Origin of the sequence: Isoptericola sp. BMS4, from assembly GCF_011634835.1 — a bacterium.
Classification (GTDB): Bacteria; Actinomycetota; Actinomycetes; order Actinomycetales; family Cellulomonadaceae; genus Isoptericola.
Window position 1 is genome coordinate 741719 of the sequence record NZ_SIRP01000001.1, and the last position, 19817, is coordinate 761535.

Consider the following 19817-nt stretch of genomic DNA (forward strand, 5'->3'; position numbering starts at 1 on the left):
GTCAGAAGAGCCCGTCGACGACCTTCGTGGCCAGGCCGAACGCCGTCGTCGTGGACAGGCCGCCGGCCACCGTCACCGTGGTCACGCCGGGCACCGGGTCGGTCACGAGGAACGGCGTCCCGGCGAAGGGGCCGCGGCGCGGCCACGGCATGACCACGTCGGGGACCGTCCACCGCGACCGCACCTCCAGGCGGGTGCCGAGCAGGGCCTCGGCCTCGCGCAGCAGCAGGGCGTCCGCCGCCTCGGAGCGGGCGGGGTCGCGGTCCGGCGCCGGACCGTCCGCGGCCTCGCCGGCCGGCCGGTGGGCGTCGCCGAGCACCAGCGTGGGCCCGGCGGGCCCGGTACGCCGGGAGAACGTCAGGTGCACGTCCGCGTCGAGCAGGCCCGGGGCCGTGGTGCGCAGGCGCTCGCGCACGTCGGCGAGCGACGGGCTGTGCGCGTACGCCGACTCCCGCAGCAGCGTGGTGCCGCCCAGGACGACGGGCGCGGCGGCGTCGTCGACGGCGCCGTGCGGGCCGGCAGGGGCGGTGACGCCCAGCACCTGGCGCACGTCGTGCCGTGCCCCGGCCCGGGCGGTCTCGCCCGGGTAGAAGCGGTCGAGCTCCGCGCCGACGGCGACCACCACGCGGCGCGCGACGACGTCGCCCCGGGAGGTGCGCACCAGGGTGCGGCCGCTGCCCGGCTCGAACGTCCACGCGGTGGTGCCGCGCGCGACGTCCGCGCGCGGCTGGGCGTCGAGCCAGGCCGCGACCGCGCCGAGCGCGTCGTGCGGGTCGAGGCGCAGGTCGAGGGGCAGGAACGCGCCGCCCACCACGCCGTCGCCGTCGATCCCCGCCCGGTCCGCCGTCGCGGCGGCGTCCAGCAGGTGGGCGTCGCCGTCGCGGGCGGCCACGAGGTCGTCGAGGACGGCGAGCTCGTCGGCGGCCCGGGCGACGACGACGGCGCCGGTGTCCCGGACCCAGAACCCGGCCTCCCGGCCGAGCTTGAGCCACCGCTCGCGGGACGCGAGCGCGCACGCCAGGGTTGCCGCGTGCTGGGTGGTGACCGCCACGTGCCCGGCGCGGCGCGCCGACGCGCCGCCCGCCCGGGCGTCGCGTTCCAGCACCAGCACCGAGTGGCCCCGCGCGTGCGCCTCCACGGCGTGCGCCAGACCGACGACGCCCGCGCCCACGACGACGAGGTCGACGGCGCCGGGCAACGGGGGCAGGTGTGCGGTGCGGGGTGACGGCGGTCTCACGACGAGACAGTGCCTGATCGCGACGACGGGGCTCAACCGTTCGAGGCCGTTCCGAGAACAAGTTCAGGAACTGTTCACCGGGAGTTCCGCGACGGCCGCCCCGGCGCACCACGACGGGCCCGGCAGGCAATACGGGAGACGAGGTGGGCGGTGGGTGGTAGACACGGGACGTGACCCAGCACACGGCAACCACGGACGCACCGGACACCGACTTCCACGACCTCGACGCCTACCTCGCGCTACCGCGCACCGGTGGGCTCGCGATGAGCCCCGACGGAGCGCGGCTCGTCACGACCGTCCAGACCCTCGACGCGAAGCGCACCGGGTACGTCTCCGCCCTGTGGGAGGTGGATCCGCAGGGCCGCGTACCCGCGCGGCGGCTGACCCGCAGCGCGAAGGGGGAGTCGTCCGCCGTCTTCACCTCCGGCGGCGACCTGCTGTTCACGTCGGCCCGCCCCGACCCGGACGGCGCCGAGGACGACGACCCGAAGCCGGCGCTCTGGCTGCTGCCCGCCGGCGGCGGGGAGGCGCGCGTCGTGGCGACGGCGCCCGGCGGAGTCGGCGGGCCGCTCGCGGCCGCGCGTGCCGACGTCGTCTCCGTCGGCGCCGACGTGCTGCCCGCCGCGGACGACCTCGCGGCCGACGCCCGGCTCCGCACGGCGCGCACCGACCGCAAGGTCAGCGCGATCCTGCACACCGGGTACCCGGTGCGGCACTGGGACCACGACCTCGGCCCGGACGAGGCCCGCCGCTTCGTCGCCTCGACGGCCGGGCTGCGCGACGAGCCCGCGCGCCCGCTCCCGGCGCCCGAGGACGGCGCGGAGGGCGCTGCCGAGGACACGCCCGCGGGGCGTCTCGACCTGCGGCAGCTCACCGGCGCCGGACGGCAGCTGTTCGAGCACGCCGCGGACCTCGCCCCGGACGGGGGCACGCTCGTGACGACCTGGACCGTGGCCGACCCCGGCGCGGCGACCCGCACCACGCTCGTCGCGGTCGACACCGCGACGGGGGAGCGGCGCACGCTCGTCGACGACCCGGACGCCGAGGTCATGGATCCCGCCGTCTCCCCGGACGGCCGCTGGGTCGCCTACGGGGTGGAGAGCATCACGACGCCCGAGGAGGCCCCGGTGGTCCGGCTCGGCCTCGTCGGGCTCGACGAGCCGGGCGCCGAGCCCGTGATCCTCGCCGACGACTGGGACCGCTGGCCCACGTCGGTCGCCTGGCTGCCGGACGGCGGCGGCCTGCTCGTCACGGCGGACTCCGGCGGGCGCGGTCCGGTGTTCCTCGTGACGTTCGACGGCGGCCCGGCCGGCGCCGCCGACGGCGCGGCCGTCACGGTCGAGCGGGTCACCGCCGACGACGCCACGTTCACCGACGTGCGGGTCGCGCCGGACGCGAGCGCGGTCTACGCGCTGCGCACCAGCTACGCGGCGCCGTCCGCGCCGGTGCGGATCGACCTGGCGGCCTTCGTGGCCTCGGGGGCGCCGGGGGAGCGGACGCCGGTCGCGGCGGTCGCGCTGCGCGGCCCCGTGCCCCCGCCCGAGCTGCCCGGCACGCTCGCCGAGGTGGAGACGACCGCCGCCGACGGCGCCCGCGTGCGCGCCTGGCTCGCCCTGCCGCACGGCGCGTCGGCCACCGACCCGGCGCCGCTGCTGCTGTGGATCCACGGCGGCCCGCTCGGTTCGTGGAACGCCTGGTCGTGGCGGTGGAACCCGTGGCTGATGGTGGCCCGGGGGTACGCCGTGCTGCTGCCGGACCCCGCCCTGTCCACCGGGTACGGGCAGGAGTTCGTGCAGCGCGGCTGGGGCGAGTGGGGCGGTGCGCCGTTCACCGACCTCATGGCCGTCACCGACGCCGCCGAGGCGCGGGACGACGTCGACGCGACCCGCACCGCCGCGATGGGCGGGTCGTTCGGCGGGTACATGACGAACTGGGTGGCGGGGCACACCGACCGCTTCCGCGCCGTCGTCACGCACGCCAGCCTGTGGGCGCTCGACCAGTTCGGCCCCACCACCGACCACGGCTACTACTGGCAGCGCGAGATGACGCCGGAGATGGCCGAGGCGAACAGCCCGCACCGGTTCGTGGGCGACATCCGCACCCCGATGCTCGTCATCCACGGCGACAAGGACTACCGCGTGCCGATCGGCGAGGGCCTGCGGCTGTGGCAGGAGCTGCTCACGAGGTCCGGGCTGCCCGCCGCGGACGACGGCACCACCGACCACCGGTTCCTGTACTACCCGGACGAGAACCACTGGGTGCTCTCCCCGCAGCACGCGAAGGTCTGGTACCAGGTGGTGCACGCGTTCCTCGCCCAGCACGTGCTCGACGAGAAGCCGGAGCTGCCGGACTACCTGTAGTGGTGGGCCGCCGCCGGGGCGAGCGGCCCGTGTCGCGAGGCGCGCCATCCGCCGCTCGTCCCTCGCGGCTCCCGCCAGGCCCGGCCAGCCTCGCGACCACGGGCCCCTCGCCCCGGCGGCCTGTTCAGCCGGCGTCGTCCACCTGGGCCACGGCGTCGGTGTACTCCCAGTGCCACGGCTCGTACTTCGACGTGCGCGCCCACTCCGGGTTGTCCCACCCGTACTCGGGGGCGTGCGCCGCGAGCCAGTCCCACCGCTCGCCCGCGTAGGACTCGCCGCAGATGTCGACGGCCAGGCCCCACCCGTGGTTCGAGGTACCGGGCGTGGCCGCGAGGTAGCCCTTGGCCGCTTTGACGGCGACCTGCTCCGAGTAGCTGCGGTAGCCGTCGTTCAGGCAGATCGGTTCGCCGAACGCGGCGGTGTACGCCTCGTCGAGGCGCGCCAGCGCGACGGCGGCGTCCGCCCGGACCGTCGTGCTCCCGTCCCACAGGACGCACAGCTCGCTGCTGGGCACCTCGCCGTTGGTCCCGGCGCCGGCGGCCTCCCCGTCGCACCCGGGCAGGGCCGCGCGAGCGGCCTCCGCCTCCGCCCGGGCCCGGGCGGCCGCCTCGGCCTCGGCGGCGGCACGCGCCTCGGCTGCGGCCTCGGCCGCGGCCCGGGCCTCGGCCGCCTCGATCTGGGCCGCGGACGTGATCTTCGCGGCCGGCGCCTTCCGCTCCGGCTGCCCCGGCTGCGTCGACATGGAGACGTCGTCCGGGACGACGAGCCCGCCGGCCGCGGCCCGGGCCGTACCGGTCGTGGTGCCGACGGCGGACCGGTCGGCGGTCCGCGACGCGCCGCCGCGGCGGTCGATCGCCGCTGCCGCGGCGCCCGGCGACGGCGTCGGCGCGGTGCCCGGTGCCGCCCCGTCGGCCGCGCCGCCGTGCAGGGGGCCCGTCGCTCCCGAGCTCGTGAGCGTCAACGAGCTCGTCGCCGCGACGGCGACAGCCAGGCCGACGCCCAGGCTCCGGGTCCAGCGCCTCGGGACGACGGCCGGGCTCGTCGGGCGCGGAGCCGCGTCCGCGGCATGGCGGCCCTTGCGGCGGCGCCTGCCGGACGGCCCGGTCCTGCCGGACGAGGTCGTGAGGCCGTCCTGGTCGCTCGTGCGGCTCATCGGCAGGCCCTGCCCGGGCCGCCCCGGACGTGCGGAGGGCGCGCGCGCCCGCGGGACGTCGTCATGGTGATCTCCAGGACGCCTGCGGGGTGAGCTGTCGGGTTCGGGTCGGAGACTGACCCGGCCGGCGGACATCGTCCGCCAGGCTTCACCCCGAGGACGCCGCAGCGCCCGAAGGTGGGTCCCCCGTCCCTGTCATGGGTGTCGTCGGACGGTCCGTGGCGGTGACAGGGCTCGGCGTCCGCACGGACCGCTCGCGTTGTCGCGAGCGTGCGCACAAATGTAGCCGACCCGGGCGCGAATGTCACGAAACGATAACGGCGGGTGACGGTATCGCTCAGCCGTCGTCGGGGCGGGGGATGCGGACGCCGGCCTCGCCGAGCCGTGCCTCGACGAGGGCGACGAGCCGCTCCCCGGCGGTGCCTTCCTCGGAGCCGAAGTCGCGGACGACGCGGTAGCGCGCCCTGGTGTCGCTGCGCGCCTGGAGCCCCGTCACGATCCTGAGGTGCTCCGGGTGGGTGAGGTAGTGGTCCGCCATCTCGGCGGCGAGGGCGGGGATGCGCGGGTCGTCCGGCGCCCAGGTCGCTGCCTCGGCCCCGCGGCGGCTCAGCGCGACGAACTCCGGGTCCTGGATCGCGTGCTCGACGTGCGCGAGGTGCTCGTCGAAACGCTCGGGCACGAGGGCTCGGGCCAGGACCAGCCCCTCGCGGGAGGCGGCCACCTCCTCGGGGCCGAAGCCCAGCCCGGGCATCCGCTCCAGCAGCGCGACCGCCCGCTCGGGCAGGAGGGTGCGGGCACCGTCCGCGAGCCGGCGCAGCGTGCGGCGGCGGGCGACCAGCTCCTCGATCTGCGCGGTGAGCCGCCGCTCGACGTCGACGAGCTCCGCGGCGAACGCGGCGTCGTCGGCGTCGAGCAGCGCGCCGACCTCCGCGAGCGGGACCCCGGCGCCGGCGAGGGTGCGCACCTGCACCAGCCGGAGCAGCTCGGCCGACCCGTAGCGCCGGTAGCCGGAGTGGTCCCGCTCGGGCTCGGGGACCAGCCCGAGCTTGTGGTAGTGGCGCACCGCCTTCACCGTGACCCCGGCGTAGGCGGCGGCCTGGCCGATCGTGACCCCGCTGCTCATCCGCTCAGTCTGCCTGCGCCCCGGCGGTGCGGAACACGGCGTCCACGAGGCGCTGCGAGCCCTGCTGGAACGGTACCGCCAGCGTCATGGCGGCGTCGTCGACGTAGTTCAGCGTCGCGGTCATGCTGCGCCGGCCGTCGGGGGTGCTGTACATGAGCGCCGCGTGCCCGGCGGCGCCGCCGTTGTGCGTCACCACGGTGCCGTCGGGGCCGAGGTCCTGCACGAACACGCCGAGCCCGTAGCCCATGCCGGGGATCGGCGTGGTGCGGGTGGTGAGCATCTCGTCCAGCAGGCCCGCGGGGAGCACGCGCCCCGTCACGAGCGCCACGACGAACGTCTGCAGGTCCGCCGAGGTCGAGATCATGTCGCCCCCGCTGGAGATCCAGGACGGGTTCTGCTCGGTGACGTCGACGGTGTGCTCGGTGCCGCCGTCCTCGTAGCGGTAGTAGGCGTGCGCGTGCGGCTCGGCGAGGGCGGTCTCGTCGGTGGGCTGCGTGGTGCCGGTCAGGCCCAGCGGCTCGACGACGAGCCGGCGCACCGCGTCGGCGAGCGGCCGGCCGGTGACCTTCTCGACGAGCAGGCGCACGATCACGTAGTTGGTGTTGGAGTAGCTCCAGTCGGTCCCGGGCTCGAAGCGGGCGGGCTTGGAGAGCGCGAGCCGCACCAGGTCCTCGGCGGCGTACGTCGTGAAGCGGTGGTCCACCCACTCCTTGCCCGCCGTGGTCGCGGGGATCCCGGCGACCACGGTGCCGTCGGGGTAGTACTCGCCGGTGAAGTTGAAGATGCCGCTCGTGTGCTGCAGCAGCATCCGGACGGTGACGCGCGGGTCGATCCCGAGCTCCGGCAGGTAGTGGGTCGTGGGGGTGTCGAGGCCGACCTTCCCCTCGTCCACGAGCCGGAGGGCGACGGTCGCGACGAACGTCTTGGTGTTGCTGCCGACGCGTACGTGCCCGTCGACCGGGGGCGGGGCGTCGTGCCCGATCTCGGCGGCTCCCGCCGAGCCGGTCCAGTCGCCGTGCTCGTCGTGCACGCGCAGGGTGATACCGGTGATGCCGGACGCGACGATCTCGTCCAGGATCGTCTGGAGCTCCGGGCGCTCGGGGGTGGTGGTGCCGGGGTGGTCCGGGGTGGTGAGAGACAAGGTCCCGCTCCTTCGGTGCCGTCGGTGCGCGACGCTCGTCCGCGCCGCCGGGGCCGACAGTGCACCCTGACCCTAGGTCATGGTCAAGGGCCGGGGTCGTGCTCGGGTCAGGCCGGGACGACGAGCAGGTCGACGAGCGCCTCGATGAGCACGTGGGGGCGCTCGTCGTCGGCGCCGGACAGCATGGCGGTGCGCTGGCCCGACTCGTGCGCGCCGAGCAGCAGGTCGACGGCGACCTGGGCGTCCACGGCGAACCGCAGGCCGAGGCTGTCCGTGAGGCGCACGAGCACGTCGGCGAGCTCGGCCTGGAGGTGTCGCTGCTGCTCGGAGTAGCGGGCGGCGACCTGCCGGTCGCGCAGGGCGAGCATCTCGAACTCCAGCGCCATGACGCTCCACGACCGCTTGGCGGCGCGGTCGGGCATCACGGAGGCGATGACGGTGCGCACAGCGGCCCGCAGGCCGTCGCGCGTGGTCACGGTCCCGGCGTCGACGGTGTCCGCGGCGGTCTCGAGCGCGGTGAGCTGGGCCCGGGTCTCGCGCTCGGTGAGCGCGAGGAAGAGCTCCTCCTTGCTCGCGAAGTTCGAGTAGAAGGCGCCGCGCGTGAACCCTGCCGCCTCGCAGATCGCCTCGATGGAGGCGGACTGGACCCCCACGCGGGCGAACACCTCGAAGGCCGCGTCCAGCAGGCGTTCGCGCGTGCGCTCGCGGCGCGGCGAGATCGCCGTGGGTGGGGCGCCGTCGGCCGGTGTCGGCGTGGGCGCGTCGCTGGGGTTCGGCACGGGCGGGGTCCTCCTCGGTGGTCGGCGCACAGTCTATCGATGCACAGATGTATCCAACGCGCCACCCTTCCGATACAGTGGCGTATCGACTATGGTGTCGTCGGCCCGCGGGCGCGTTCGCGCACCGGTCGTCCGGCGCGCACCGTCGTGGCAGAACGCCGTCTCGACCGCCGGGAGCCCGTGTGTCCTCCGTCCTCTACTCGCTCGGTCGCTGGGCCGCGAACGCCCGCCGCCTCGTCGTCGTCGGCTGGCTCCTGGTGCTCGCGGTCGTCGGCGGCGTCGGCGGGCTCGTGTACCAGGGGTTCGACAACTCGATCACCATTCCCGGCACCGAGTCCCAGGACGCGCTGGACCAGCTCTCCGCCACGTTCCCCGAGGTCAGTGGCGCTTCGGCGCAGGTGGTCGTCGTCGCGCCCGACGGCAGCACCGTCGACGACGACGCCGTGCGCGGGCCGGTCGAGGACGCCGCCGACGAGATCGGTGACCTCGACGAGGTCGCCGCGGTCACCACCCCCTACGACGAGCAGATGAGCGCGTCCGTCAGCGACGACGAGCAGGCCACGATCCTGCAGGTGCAGCTCGACGGAGACGCCTTCTCGATCAGCGACGGCACCAAGGACGCCCTCACCGACATCACGCACGAGCTCGACGACGCGCTGCCGTCCGGGGCCCAGGCGTCCCTCGGGGGCGAGCTGTACGCGAACGAGCTGCCCGGCCTGAGCCTCATCGAGGCGGTGGGCGTCGTGGTGGCGCTCGTGGTCCTCATCGTCACGCTGGGCTCGTTCGTCGCGGCGGGGCTGCCGCTGGTCAACGCGTTCGTCGGCGTCGGGGTGTCGATGCTGCTGCTCCTCGGTGCCACCGCGTTCGGGGCCATCAACTCCACGACGCCGATGCTCGGCCTCATGCTCGGCCTCGCCGTCGGCATCGACTACGCCCTGTTCATCGTCTCCCGGCACCAGGAGCTGCTGCGCGACGGGCTGGACGTGCGCGAGTCGATCGCGCGCTCCACCGCGACGGCGGGCTCCGCCGTCGTCTTCGCCGGCCTCACCGTCATGATCGCCCTGGTGGGGCTCGGCGTCGCGGGCATCCCGTTCCTGTCGATCATGGGCATCGCCGCTGCCGCGGCCGTGGGCATGGCGGTGCTGGTGTCCCTCACGCTGCTGCCCGCGCTGCTGGCCGTGGCCGGGGAGCGGCTGCGCCCGAAGCGGAGGACGCGCCGCCGGTCCCGCGGCGCGCCGGGCGGCCAGGAGTCCGCCGCCGGCCAGGAGCCCGCCGGCGGTCCGGCCCAGGCACCGGCGCCTACCGACCCCGCGGCGGGGCACCGGAACCGATTCTTCGACGGCTGGGTCCGCGCCGTCACCAAGGTGCCCGCCGCGACGATCCTCGTCGTCGTGGTCCTGCTCGGTGCGCTCGCCGCCCCGGCCCTCAACCTGCGGCTCGCCCTGCCCGATGCCGGCTACCTGCCGGAGGACAACGAGGCGCGCCAGACCTACGACCTCGTCGCGGAGCACTTCGGCGAGGGCTTCAACGGCCCGCTGATCGTCACCGGCTCCATCATCGAGAGCACCGACCCGCTCGGGCTCATGGACGACCTCGCGGCCGAGATCGAGGACCTGCCCGGGGTCGCCGACGTGCCCATGGCCACCCCGAACCAGTCCGCCGACACGGGCATCATCCAGGTGATCCCCACCGGGGCCCCGGACTCCGAGGAGACCAAGGCGCTCGTCGCGGAGATCCGCGACATGCACGACCACTGGGTCGACGAGTACGGCGTGGACCTGTCCGTCACCGGGTTCACGGCCGTCGGCATCGACGTCTCCGCGAAGCTGGGCGCGGCGCTGCTGCCCTTCGGCCTCGTGGTGGTCGGGCTCTCGCTGGTGCTCCTCATGATGGTCTTCCGGTCCGTGTGGGTGCCGGTCAAGGCGACCCTCGGCTACCTGCTCAGCGTCGGCGCCGCCTTCGGCGCCGTCACCCTCGTGTTCGAGAACGGCCTGTTCGCCGACGCCCTGCACGTGACCAAGCTCGGCCCGGTCATCAGCTTCATGCCGATCATCCTCATGGGCGTCCTGTTCGGCCTCGCGATGGACTACGAGGTGTTCCTCGTCTCCCGCATCCGCGAGGACTTCGTCCACAACGGTCGCCGCGCCCGCCGCGCGATCCGCACCGGGTTCCAGGGGGCCGCGAAGGTCGTCACCGCCGCCGCGGTCATCATGTTCAGCGTCTTCGTGGCGTTCGTGCCCGAGGGCGACATGACGCTCAAGCCCATCGCACTGGGACTCGCCGTGGGCGTCGCCGTCGACGCGTTCGTCGTGCGGATGGTGCTGGTCCCCGCGGTGCTCGCGCTGCTCGGGGACCGGGCATGGTGGATCCCGCGCTGGCTGGACCGGGTCCTGCCCGGCTTCGACGTCGAGGGTGAGGGGATCGCCAAGGAGCTGCGGCTCGCCTCCTGGCCCGGGCCCCGGGCCGACGGCCGGGCCGACGCCGTCGTGGCCGACGGGCTCGAGGTCGCCGGCCCCCACGGGACGGACGCCGGCGAGCCGCCGCTCGTCGGCCCCGTCAGCATGCGGGTCCCCGCGGGCGGGGCGCTGTGCGTGCACGGCGACGCCGCCGCTCCCGTGTCGGCGCTGCTGCTGGCGCTGGCCGGCCGCACCGCGCCCGACGCCGGGGCGGTCAAGGTCGCCGGGCTGGTGCTGCCGGAGCGCGCGATGACGGTGCGCGGCCGGGTCGCGTTCGTCGACGCCGAGACCGAGGGCCGGAACCCGGCGCCCGCCGTCGACGCCGCCGTCCGCGACGGCGCCTCGGTGGTCGTCGTCGACCGCACCGACACGGTGACCGACCGGCCCGCCCGCGAGGCGCTGGTCGAGGCGCTCGACCGGGCGCACGCCGCCGGCGCGACCGTGCTGCTCGGCGCCAGCGCCGTGGCAGCCACCGACCTGGTGCCGCTCGGCACGGTGCCCGCGGTGCTCGACCTCGGCACCGGCTGGGGCGCCCCCGTCCGCCGGTCGGGCGTCGAGGTGCCGCCGCCCGCCCCACGAGAGCACGCCCCGGGCACCGCGCCCGGCGAGACCGACGAGGAGACCCACGTGCAGGAGGTGCGGGCATGACCGCCACGACCGCGACCACCACGAGCCGCGACCCGTGGCGCATCGCCGCCGTGGCGCTGCTGCCCATCCTGGTGCTGGGGCTGCTGCTCGCCGCGCTGTGGAACCCGCAGGACCGGCTCGACCAGGTGCCGGCCGCCATCGTGAACCTCGACGAGCCCGTCGAGCAGGACGGGCAGACCGTCCCGCTCGGGCGCCAGCTCGCGGCCGGGCTCGTCAGCGGCGGCGACACCGCCGACGACGACGCGACCGTGTCCGCCGCCGGCACCGACGGCAGCACCACGAACTTCGACTGGACGATCACCGACGCCGACGGCGCGTCCGCCGGGCTGGCCGACGGCACCTACGCCGCCGTCGTCACGATCCCGGAGAACTTCTCCGCCGCCGCGACCTCGTTCGGCGGCGACCCGTCGGAGGCGCGGCAGGCGACCATCGACGTCGCGACGCCGCCCGGCGGGCGCGTGGCCGACGACGCCATCGCCCGCGTGGTCGCGTCGACCGCCACCGGCATCATGTCGTCGAGCCTCACCGAGACGTACGTCGACAACGTGCTGGTCGGCTTCAGCGACCTCGCCGACGGCATCGGCGAGGCGCAGGACGGCGCCACCCAGCTCGCCGACGGGGCCGACGACGCCGCGGGCGGGGCCGACCAGCTCGCCGACGGCGCGGGACAGCTCGCCGACGGGGCCGACGACGCCGCCGGCGGCGCCTCGCAGCTCTCCGGCGGCGCGTCCGACCTGGCGTCCGGGGCGACCGCCGCTGCCGGCGGCGCGACCGCCCTCTCCGGCGGGGCCGCCGACCTGGCGTCCGGGGCGCAGAGCGCCGCGAGCGGCGCCCAGGGCGTCGCCTCCGGCGCCGCGGGCCTGGCCGACGGCGCGTCCCGGCTCGCGGGCGGGGCGTCCGACCTCGCCGACGGTGCCGGGCAGGTGGCCGACGGCGCCTCGCAGGTCGCCGGGGGAGTGAAGGAGAGCGCCACGGGCGCCACGAAGCTCGCGAAGGCCGCGGACAAGACGGCCGGCGGGACGTCCGACCTCGCCGACGGCGCCCACGACCTGTCGGATGGACTTGCCGAGCTCCGACGGGAGTCGGCACCCGTACCGGACGCACTGCGTGGTTCCGCCGACGGGGTGGCCGACCTGGTGGGCGGCATCGGCCAGTACGTCGACGAGATGTCGACGGCCTACGGTTGCAACGCGGATCTCACCGAACCCGCTCAGTGTCGGACCCTCCTGCCTCTCGTGACGATGCAGACCGATGCTGCCCCGCTCGTCGACGGCCTGGACGAGTTGGCCGGGCAGCCGAGCACCGACGACGGGCCCACCGGCCTGTACGGGCTGCAAGCCGGGATCGCGGGGTCCGCCGCCGGGGCTGCGGATCTCGCCGGCGGGGCCGACGACCTGGCCGACGGGACGTCGCAGCTGGCGGGCGGGGCGCACGACCTCGCCGACGGTCTGGGCGCGCTCCGCGGCGGCGCGACGCAGGTCGCGGGCGGTGCTGACGGTGTCGCGTCGGGCGCGGACGAGCTCGCGTCGGGCGCGTCGGACCTCTCGGCCGGCGCGAACCAGCTGGCGTCGGGTGCGTCGGACCTGTCGTCGGGTGTGGGTCAGCTCGGTACGGGCGCGACGCAGCTCGCGTCGGGTGCGTCGGACCTGTCGTCGGGTGTCGGGCAGCTCGGCACGGGTGCCACTCAGCTCGCGTCGGGTGCGGACGACCTGTCGTCCGGCGTCGGGCAGCTCGCGACGGGCACGGAGGACCTGGCGTCCGGCGCGGGCGACCTCGCCGACGGTGTGGACCAGCTCGCCGGCGGCGCGGACGACCTGTCCGGCGGGCTGGGCGAGGCGACCGAGCAGATCCCCACGTACACGGACAGCGAGCGGCAGAACCTCGCGTCGGTGGTGGCGCAGCCGGTGAGCGGTCCGTCCGCGGACAGCCTGAGCACGGGCGTGTCCGGGCCGCTGTTTGCCGTCGTGGCTCTGTGGCTCGGAGCGCTCGGCCTGCTGACGGTCTTCCCGCCGGTCGCCGCGCGGGCGCTCGGCTCGACGCACGGCTCGGTGCGGCTCGCGCTGTCGGCGTTCGCCCTGCCGGCCGTCGTGGCGGCCGTCACCGGGGCCGCGGTCGGCGGCATCCTCGCGGGCGTCGAGGGATTGGGCGCGGGCGGCTGGGCCGGCGCGATCGGGGTGGGGGCCCTGATCTCGGTGGCCTTCGTGGCCGTGCACCAGGGCTTCGTCGGGCTGCTGGGCAACGTCGGCCGCGGGATCAGCCTGCTGATCGCCGTGCTGATCATCGCGACCGGCGTGATCGCGACGGTCCCGGCGGTGCTGCAGAGCACGGTGGACCTGCTGCCCGTGGGCGCCGCGCGCGACGCGCTGGTGGCCGTGGTTGTGCCCGGCGTCGGAGGGTTGGGGGCGGCGCTGGCCGCGCTGGTGCTGTGGGGCCTCGCGGGGCTCGCCCTCGCCGCGTGGGTGACGGTCCGGCACCGCCGGGTCGCCGTCCGGCGCCTCGTGCCGGCCTGACGCCGGAGGTCGGCCTGCCCGGCCCGGGGCGAGCGGCGACGCGCCGGGCGGGCGGGCCGCCCGTGTCGGCCCCGTGGACCAGACTCACGGCATGGAGCTGACCGCGGCGCGCGAGACCAAGAACCAGCTGGCGGCGTTCGCCCGCGACCTGGCCGAGAGCCACGGCGTCCCGCCCGCACCGCACCTGGTGGGGGCCGAGGCGCAGGCCGACCCCGTGCGGGCTCCGACGCTCTCGTTGGGGATCGCGCCGCGGCGCAACGGCACCTACCGCATCGCGGTGCGGTACCGCCTGGGCGTGCCGACCGCCCGGGCCTTCGTGCGCCGCCTGGTCGCGGAGATCGGCGACGACGACGTCGACGTGCGGCGCACCGGCCGTATCCACACGGCGGCCCGCCGCGCCCACAACCGCCACCCCGTGGCGACGGCGCAGGCCGTGGGAGAGACGGGGCGGGTGCGGCCGCTGCGCCCGGGCGTCTCGATCGCGCACGTGGACGTCACCGCCGGCACGCTCGGGGCGTTCGTGCGCCGCGCGGGGGAGCCGGGCACGTACGCGCTGTCGAACTACCACGTGCTCGCGGGCTCGCCGTCGGCGCAGCCGGGCGACGTCGTGGTGCAGCCCGGTCCGGCCGACGGCGGTGTCGCGCCCGACGACCGGGTGGGCACGCTGGCGCAGGTGGCCCCGCTGACGGCGGGGGAGCCGGCGACGGTGGACGCCGCGCTGGCCCTGCTCGACGACGGGATCGAGGTCGACGCCACCTACCCGGTCGGGGCGGTGACGTCGGTGGCGGAGGTCTCCGGCCGCGAGGAGGTCGAGAAGGTCGGTCGCACGACCGCGACAACCCGCGGGCGGGTCACCGCCGTCGAGCTGGACGGCGTCGTCGTCGGGTACGGCCCCGAGCTGGGGACGCTGTCGTTCGACGACCAGATCGAGGTCGAGAGCCTCGGTGACGGCCCGTTCTCCCGCGGCGGCGACTCCGGGTCCCTCGTCTACCGCGCCGACGGCACCGCGATCGGGCTGCTGTTCGCTGGCTCCGAGACGGGCGGCTCCGACGGCACGGGCCTCACCTACTGCAACCCGATCGGCACCGTCCTCGGGGCGCTGGGCGTCGAGCTCGTCTGAGCCCCCCGCCACCCACGCTCAGAGGTCCGGGGTCTGGGGGTTCGTGTCGAGAGGCTGGATGGGTCTGGCGGGAGGTCGCGAGGAACGAGCGACCGGATGGACGCCTCGCGACACGAACCCCCAGACCCCGGACCGGGCGTCATCCCCAGGTGAGCAGCCCCTCGCCGTGCTCGACGGCGGTGCCGACCTGCGCGAGGGTGTCGACGGCGTCGACGGGGGCCTCGAGCGCGACGACGGGGCAGACGGCGGAGCGGCCGCCGGCGCGCACGGCGGCGGGGTCCCAGCTGACGAGCACGGTGCCGCGCTCGACGACGTCGCCCTCGGCGGCGTGCGTGGTGAAGCCCTCGCCGCCGAGCTTCACGGTGTCGATGCCGAGGTGCACGAGCACGGCGCGGCCGTCGTCGTGCTGGACGACGAAGGCGTGCGGGTGCAGCTTGACGATCGTCCCGGTGACCGGCGCGACGGCCTCGCCGCCCCGCGCGTCGTCGGGCTCGACGGCGAGGCCGGGGCCCACCAGGCCGGCGGAGAAGACCGGGTCGTCGACGTCGGCGACGGCCACGACGGTGCCCGTCACGGGTGACAGGACGGTGAGGGGCGCCGCCATCAGCGCAGGTCCTCGATGTCGGAGGCGAGGGTGTCGGCCTCGGGGCCGACGATGACCTGCACGGCGTCGCCGGAGCGCACGACGGCGATGGCGCCGGCGGCGGTGAGCGCCTTGTCGTCGACGAGGTCGGTGTTCTCGACCTCGACGCGCAGCCGCGTGATGCACGGCTCGAGGTCGATGATGTTGTCGTCGCCGCCGAGGGCGTCGAGGATCTGCTGTGCCTTGCTCATGGTGCTCCTTGGTGGTGCGGGGGAGTGCGGGGAGGGCCGGGCCTACATCAGGTCGGCGAGGTCGGACGCGATGGTGTCGACGCGGGGGCCGAGGACCACCTGGACGACCCGTCCGTGCGTCATGACGCCGAACGCGCCGGCGCGCCGCAGGCCGGCGCTGTCGACGAGGGCGGGGTCCTTGACGAGGGACCGCAGCCGCGTGGTGCAGGGGTCGATCTCCTCGATGTTCTCCACCCCGCCGAGGCCGGCGAGGATGGCCGCGGCGAGCCGTGCGTCGGGGTCGTCGGGCTGGGTCATCGGGGGCTCCCTTCGAAGACGCGGCCGGCTCGGGGCGTGCCGGTGGTGCGGGGGACGATGGTGGGCCGCGCCTCGCGCAGCGGGACGAACACGCTGTAGCGGTCGCCGCGGTAGCAGGCGCGGGAGTACATCAATGGGGCCTCGCCGCCGAAGGTGCGCCGGGCGGCGCGCATGACGGCGTGGGTGCCGCGCATCTGCAGCCGTTCGCGCTCCTCGTCGGTGCCGTCGGCGGCGGTGATGGTCTCCTCGCCCCATGTCGGGTCGAGCCCGTGGGCCCGGAGGGCGCCGTAGAGGCTCTCGGGGACGCCGTCGTCGAGGAGGCCGGGCACCAGGTGCACGGGGATCCAGGACTCCTCGACGCTCATCGGGTTGCCGTCGGTCGTGCGCAGCCGGACCACGTGGTGCATGGGGGTGGCGGGCTCGCAGTCGAGGGCCTCGGCGACGTGCGGCGGGGCGGGCCTTGTCCCGGCCTCCAGGACGTCGGCGCCGGGCGTGAGGCCGCGCCGGCGGGCCTCCTCGCCGAACGTGGTGAGGCGCATCTCGAAGTCGGCGCGCGGCGGGGCGACGAACGTGCCGCGGCCCTGGACCCGCTCCAGCACGCCCTCGGTGACGAGGGCGTCGACGGCCTGGCGGACCGTCATGCGGGACACGCCGAACTTCTCGGTGAGGCTGCGTTCGGAGGGGACGGCGTCGCCGACCGCGAGCTCGCCCGCCACCAGCTCGGTCAGGTAGGCGCGCACCGCGAGGTACTTGTGCTCGGCGCCGTGTGCCCCTGCCGTGACCATCGTCGTGTCGTGTCCTGCCTCTGCGTGCCGCCGACCGCGGGGTCGGCGGCTGACCCGGAACCGGGCCGACGTCGTCGCCGTCCCGGTCGCCCCGCCGGTGGGGCGGGGTTGACACATCATGAGGTCTAGACCAGTCTTCGTGCAAGTGGTCCAGACAACCTGCCGGCAGGCGGTGTCGCGGACCCGGACGGCACCGGCGCCCGCGCCGCCGCCGCGCCACCGGCGCCGCGCGCCGGCCGCACGACCATTCCGACCAGGCCATCCCATCCAACGGAGGACGAACATGACCACGGCCGCAGAGACCAGGCAGAAGCGGGGTGTTCCCGGCCTCGCCCAGCTGCAGCGGGTCGGGCGCTCGCTGATGCTCCCGATCGCCTCACTCCCGGCGGCCGCGCTGCTGCTGCGCCTCGGGCAGGCCGACATGCTCGGCGAGGACGGCGTCGCGGGCACGGTCTCCTGGATGCAGCCGGTGGCCGACGTGCTGGGTGCGGCCGGGAACGCGCTCTTCACCAACCTCGCGATGATCTTCGCGCTCGGTGTCGCCATCGGCTACGCCCGCAAGGCGGACGGCTCCACGGCCCTCGCCGCGCTCGTCGGCTACCTCGTCTTCACCGGCGTCACCGACGCGCTCTCTCCCCGTGTCGACGTCCTCGACGAGGGGGAGCATGTCGACTACGGCGTCCTCGGCGGCATCGTCATCGGCTTGACGGCCGCGCTGCTCTACCAGCGGTTCTACCGCATCAAGCTGCCCGCGTACCTGGCGTTCTTCGGCGGGCGCCGCTTCGTGCCCATCGTCACCGCGGGCGCGTCGATGCTCATCGGCGTGGTGGGCGTGATTCTCTACCCCGGTTTCGACTGGCTCATCAACCAGCAGATCGGCGGCTTCGTCACCGGCTCCACCTTGCTCGGCGCGTTCGTCTACGGCACGGTGAACCGCCTGCTGGTCCCGATCGGCCTGCACCACCTGCTCAACTCGCTGCCCTGGTTCCAGTTCGGCTCCTACACGGACGCGAACGGCGAGGTCTGGAACGGCGACATCGCGCGCTTCCTGCACGGCGACCCGACGGCCGGCACGTTCATGACCGGCTTCTTCCCGATCATGATGTTCGCCCTGCCCGCCGCGGCGCTGGCCATCATCCACACCGCCAAGCCGCACAACCGCAAGGTCATCGCCGGCGTCATGGGCTCGGCCGCGCTCGTCGCGTTCGTCACCGGCGTCACCGAGCCGCTCGAGTTCGCCTTCGTGTACGTCGCCTACCCGCTGTACGCGATCCACGCCGTGCTCACCGGCACGTCGATGGCGCTGGTCAACGCCCTCGGCATCCGCGACGGATTCGGGTTCTCCGCCGGAGCGATCGACTACCTGCTGAACCTGCGCATCGCCGAGATGCCGCTGCTGCTCATCCCCATCGGGCTGGGCTACGCCGCCGTCTACTACCTGCTGTTCCGCTGGGTCATCACGCGGTGGAACCTCAGGACGCCGGGCCGCGAGGACGACCCCGAGGCCGCCGCCGTCGAGGGCGACCAGGCCGCCGAGGAGCGGGCGGAGACCCGTGATGCTGCGGCGGGCGAAGCCGCCGGCGCGGCGGGCGGGTCCGACTCTCGCGGGGGTAGCGTCTCCGCATGAGCACCACCCTCACCGGAGCGCCGGTGAGCCCGGGGCGGGCGGCCGACGTCGTCGTGACGATGCCGGCCCCTGTCCCGGAGCCTCCGGAGGCGACCGTCGCCGAGTCCCCGTCCGAGATCGACGCCGCCGTCGGGCGGCTCACGGCCGCGTCCGAGGCCGTCACCGAGCGCCTCGGCGCCCTGGCCGACGCTGCGACCGGCACCGCCGCGGAGGTCCTCGCGGTCACCGCCGCGATGGCCGCCGACCCGACGCTCGCCGCCGACGCGGAGCGCCGCGTGCGCGAGTCGCGGCTCACGCCCGAGCGGGCCGTCTGGGACGCCGCGAACGCGCTGGCCGCCCAGCTCGAGCCGCTCGGGCCGCCGCTGAGCGAGCGCGCGCGGGACGTGCGTGACGTGCGCGACCGCCTCGTCGCCGAGCTCACCGGCGTCCGCCCGCCGGGCGTGCCCTCCCCGGGGCACCCCTTCGTGCTCGTCGCCGAGGACCTGGCCCCCGCCGACACCGCGACCCTCGACCCCGAGTCCGTCGTCGCCGTCGTCACCAGCGGCGGCGGGCCGACGTCGCACACCGCGATCCTCGCCCGCGCGCTCGGCATCCCCGCCGTCGTCGCCGTGCGCGGCGCCGACGACCTCGCCGAGGGCGAGACCGTCGTCGTCGACGGCGGCGTGGGCACCGTCGTGCGGGACCCCTCCGCCGAGCAGGTCGAGGCCGCGCGCCGGGCCGTGCGCGTCGAGCGCACCTTCGACGGTACCGGCCGCACCGCCGACGGGCACCGCGTGGAGCTGCTCGCCAACGTCGCCGACCCCGAGGGCGCGAAGGCCGCCGTCGCCGCGCACGCCGAGGGCGTGGGCCTGTTCCGCACCGAGTTCTGCTTCCTCGGGCGCGACACCGAGCCGTCCCTCGACGACCAGGTCGCCGCCTACCGCGGCGTGCTCGCCGAGTTCGCCGGCAGGAAGGTCGTCGTGCGCACGCTCGACGCCGGCGCCGACAAGCCTCTGCCGTTCGTCACCGCCGACGACGAGCCCAACCCGGCGCTCGGCGTCCGCGGGCTGCGCACCGCCGTCGCGCACCCCGAGGTCCTCGACCGACAGCTGCAGGCCGTCGCCGACGCCGCTGCCGCCGAGAACGCCGACGTGTGGGTCATGGCCCCCATGGTCGCCACCACCGGAGAGGCGCGGGCGTTCGCCGAGGCGTGCGACAAGCACGGCCTGGCCCGGTCCGGCGCGATGGTCGAGGTCCCCGCGGCGGCGCTGCGCTCGCGGTGGGTCTTCGAGCACGCCACGTTCGGCAGCATCGGCACCAACGACCTCACGCAGTACGCGATGGCGGCGGACCGGATGCTCGGCGACCTCGCCGAGCTGTCCACCTCGTGGCAGCCGGCCGTGCTCGAGCTGGTCCGCGCCACGTGCGAGGGGGCGCGGGCGAACGCCCGCCCCGTGGGTGTGTGCGGGGAGGCCGCGGCCGACGCCGTGCTCGCCCCCGTGCTCGTCGGGCTCGGCGTCACCTCGCTGTCCATGACGCCACGGGCGCTCGCGGACGTCGCGGCCGTGCTGGCCGAGGTCACGTTCGCGCGGTGCCGGGAGCTGGCGCAGGTCGCGCTCGAGCAGCCCGACGCCGGCGCGGCGCGCGACGCGGTGCGCCGCGAGCTCGCCGGTGTGCTGGAGCCGCTCGGCCTCTGACCCCGGCCCCCGGGGTGCCGAACATGTGGTTGGTCCCGGATCGACGCCGTCGATCCGGGACCAACCACATG

At 75.5% G+C, this 19817-nt stretch carries 14 protein-coding genes, 1 pseudogene and 1 riboswitch; of the genes and pseudogenes, 6 read left to right on the forward strand and 9 right to left on the reverse strand.

The features are described from left to right. Nucleotide 1: 1 nt before the first annotated feature. A complete protein-coding gene (locus EYB28_RS03240) occupies nt 2-1237 on the reverse strand; it encodes an FAD-dependent oxidoreductase (RefSeq protein WP_166844803.1) in 1236 nt (411 codons plus the stop codon). Between the two features lie 263 nt (nt 1238-1500). Here EYB28_RS03240 and EYB28_RS03245 point away from each other — a divergent pair, with 263 nt between their 5' ends. Next, on the forward strand, nt 1501-3597 hold the full coding sequence (locus EYB28_RS03245) for a prolyl oligopeptidase family serine peptidase (protein ID WP_166851608.1): 2097 nt from the start codon (nt 1501-1503) through the stop codon (nt 3595-3597). Between the two features lie 124 nt (nt 3598-3721). Here EYB28_RS03245 and EYB28_RS03250 read toward each other — a convergent pair whose 3' ends face one another. The 4 genes from EYB28_RS03250 to EYB28_RS03265 form a co-directional block, all read right to left on the reverse strand. Beyond that, nucleotides 3722-4750 (reverse strand): D-alanyl-D-alanine carboxypeptidase family protein, encoded by a 1029-nt coding sequence (locus EYB28_RS03250; RefSeq protein ID WP_166844805.1) that lies wholly within the window; start codon nt 4748-4750, stop codon nt 3722-3724. A gap of 64 nt (nt 4751-4814) precedes the next feature. Beyond that, a riboswitch (cyclic di-AMP (ydaO/yuaA leader) is annotated at nt 4815-4970 on the reverse strand. Between the two features lie 117 nt (nt 4971-5087). Beyond that, complete coding sequence (locus tag EYB28_RS03255) at nt 5088-5873, reverse strand: MerR family transcriptional regulator (RefSeq protein WP_166844807.1); 786 nt, start codon at nt 5871-5873, stop codon at nt 5088-5090. A 4-nt stretch (nt 5874-5877) separates the two neighbouring features. Further along, on the reverse strand, nt 5878-7014 hold the full coding sequence (locus EYB28_RS03260; RefSeq protein WP_166844809.1) for a serine hydrolase: 1137 nt from the start codon (nt 7012-7014) through the stop codon (nt 5878-5880). A gap of 107 nt (nt 7015-7121) precedes the next feature. Further along, nucleotides 7122-7793, reverse strand: a complete 672-nt coding sequence (locus EYB28_RS03265) for a TetR/AcrR family transcriptional regulator (protein WP_166844811.1) — start codon at nt 7791-7793, stop codon at nt 7122-7124. Nucleotides 7794-7975: 182 nt separating this feature from the next. Here EYB28_RS03265 and EYB28_RS03270 point away from each other — a divergent pair, with 182 nt between their 5' ends. From EYB28_RS03270 to EYB28_RS03280, 3 genes are all read left to right on the forward strand, one after another. Further along, on the forward strand, nt 7976-10897 hold the full coding sequence (locus EYB28_RS03270; RefSeq protein ID WP_166844813.1) for an efflux RND transporter permease subunit: 2922 nt from the start codon (nt 7976-7978) through the stop codon (nt 10895-10897). Continuing rightward, nucleotides 10894-13407, forward strand: a complete 2514-nt coding sequence (locus tag EYB28_RS03275) for a YhgE/Pip family protein (RefSeq protein WP_166844815.1) — start codon at nt 10894-10896, stop codon at nt 13405-13407. Before EYB28_RS03270 ends, EYB28_RS03275 begins: the two co-directional genes overlap by 4 nt. Nucleotides 13408-13498: 91 nt before the next feature. Next, entirely contained in the window at nt 13499-14527 is a 1029-nt protein-coding gene (locus EYB28_RS03280; protein WP_166844816.1) for a hypothetical protein, read from the forward strand. A gap of 139 nt (nt 14528-14666) precedes the next feature. Here the strand turns inward: EYB28_RS03280 and EYB28_RS03285 are convergent, their stop codons facing one another. The 4 genes and pseudogenes from EYB28_RS03285 to EYB28_RS03300 form a co-directional block, all read right to left on the reverse strand. After that, nucleotides 14667-15131, reverse strand: coding sequence for a PTS glucose transporter subunit IIA (locus EYB28_RS03285; RefSeq protein WP_166844818.1), 465 nt, complete (start codon nt 15129-15131; stop codon nt 14667-14669). Continuing rightward, a pseudogene (locus EYB28_RS03290) lies at nt 15131-15373 on the reverse strand (glucose PTS transporter subunit EIIB); the annotation flags it as partial. The gene EYB28_RS03285 and the pseudogene EYB28_RS03290, both read right to left, overlap by 1 nt. 30 nt (nt 15374-15403) lie before the next feature. Then, nucleotides 15404-15658: a PTS transporter subunit EIIB gene (locus EYB28_RS03295; RefSeq protein ID WP_166844822.1), complete on the reverse strand. Its 255-nt coding sequence runs from the start codon at nt 15656-15658 to the stop codon at nt 15404-15406. After that, on the reverse strand, nt 15655-16443 hold the full coding sequence (locus tag EYB28_RS03300) for a GntR family transcriptional regulator (RefSeq protein ID WP_166844824.1): 789 nt from the start codon (nt 16441-16443) through the stop codon (nt 15655-15657). Before EYB28_RS03300 ends, EYB28_RS03295 begins: the two co-directional genes overlap by 4 nt. 283 nt (nt 16444-16726) lie before the next feature. Between EYB28_RS03300 and EYB28_RS03305 the strand changes: the two genes are divergently transcribed. Further along, the gene (locus EYB28_RS03305; protein WP_166844826.1) at nt 16727-18070 is read left to right on the forward strand and encodes a PTS transporter subunit EIIC; all 1344 of its coding nucleotides are present in this window, start codon (nt 16727-16729) and stop codon (nt 18068-18070) included. After that, nucleotides 18067-19746: a phosphoenolpyruvate--protein phosphotransferase gene (ptsP, locus tag EYB28_RS03310; protein WP_166844828.1), complete on the forward strand. Its 1680-nt coding sequence runs from the start codon at nt 18067-18069 to the stop codon at nt 19744-19746. Before EYB28_RS03305 ends, ptsP begins: the two co-directional genes overlap by 4 nt. The last annotated feature ends 71 nt before the right edge of the window (nt 19747-19817 follow it).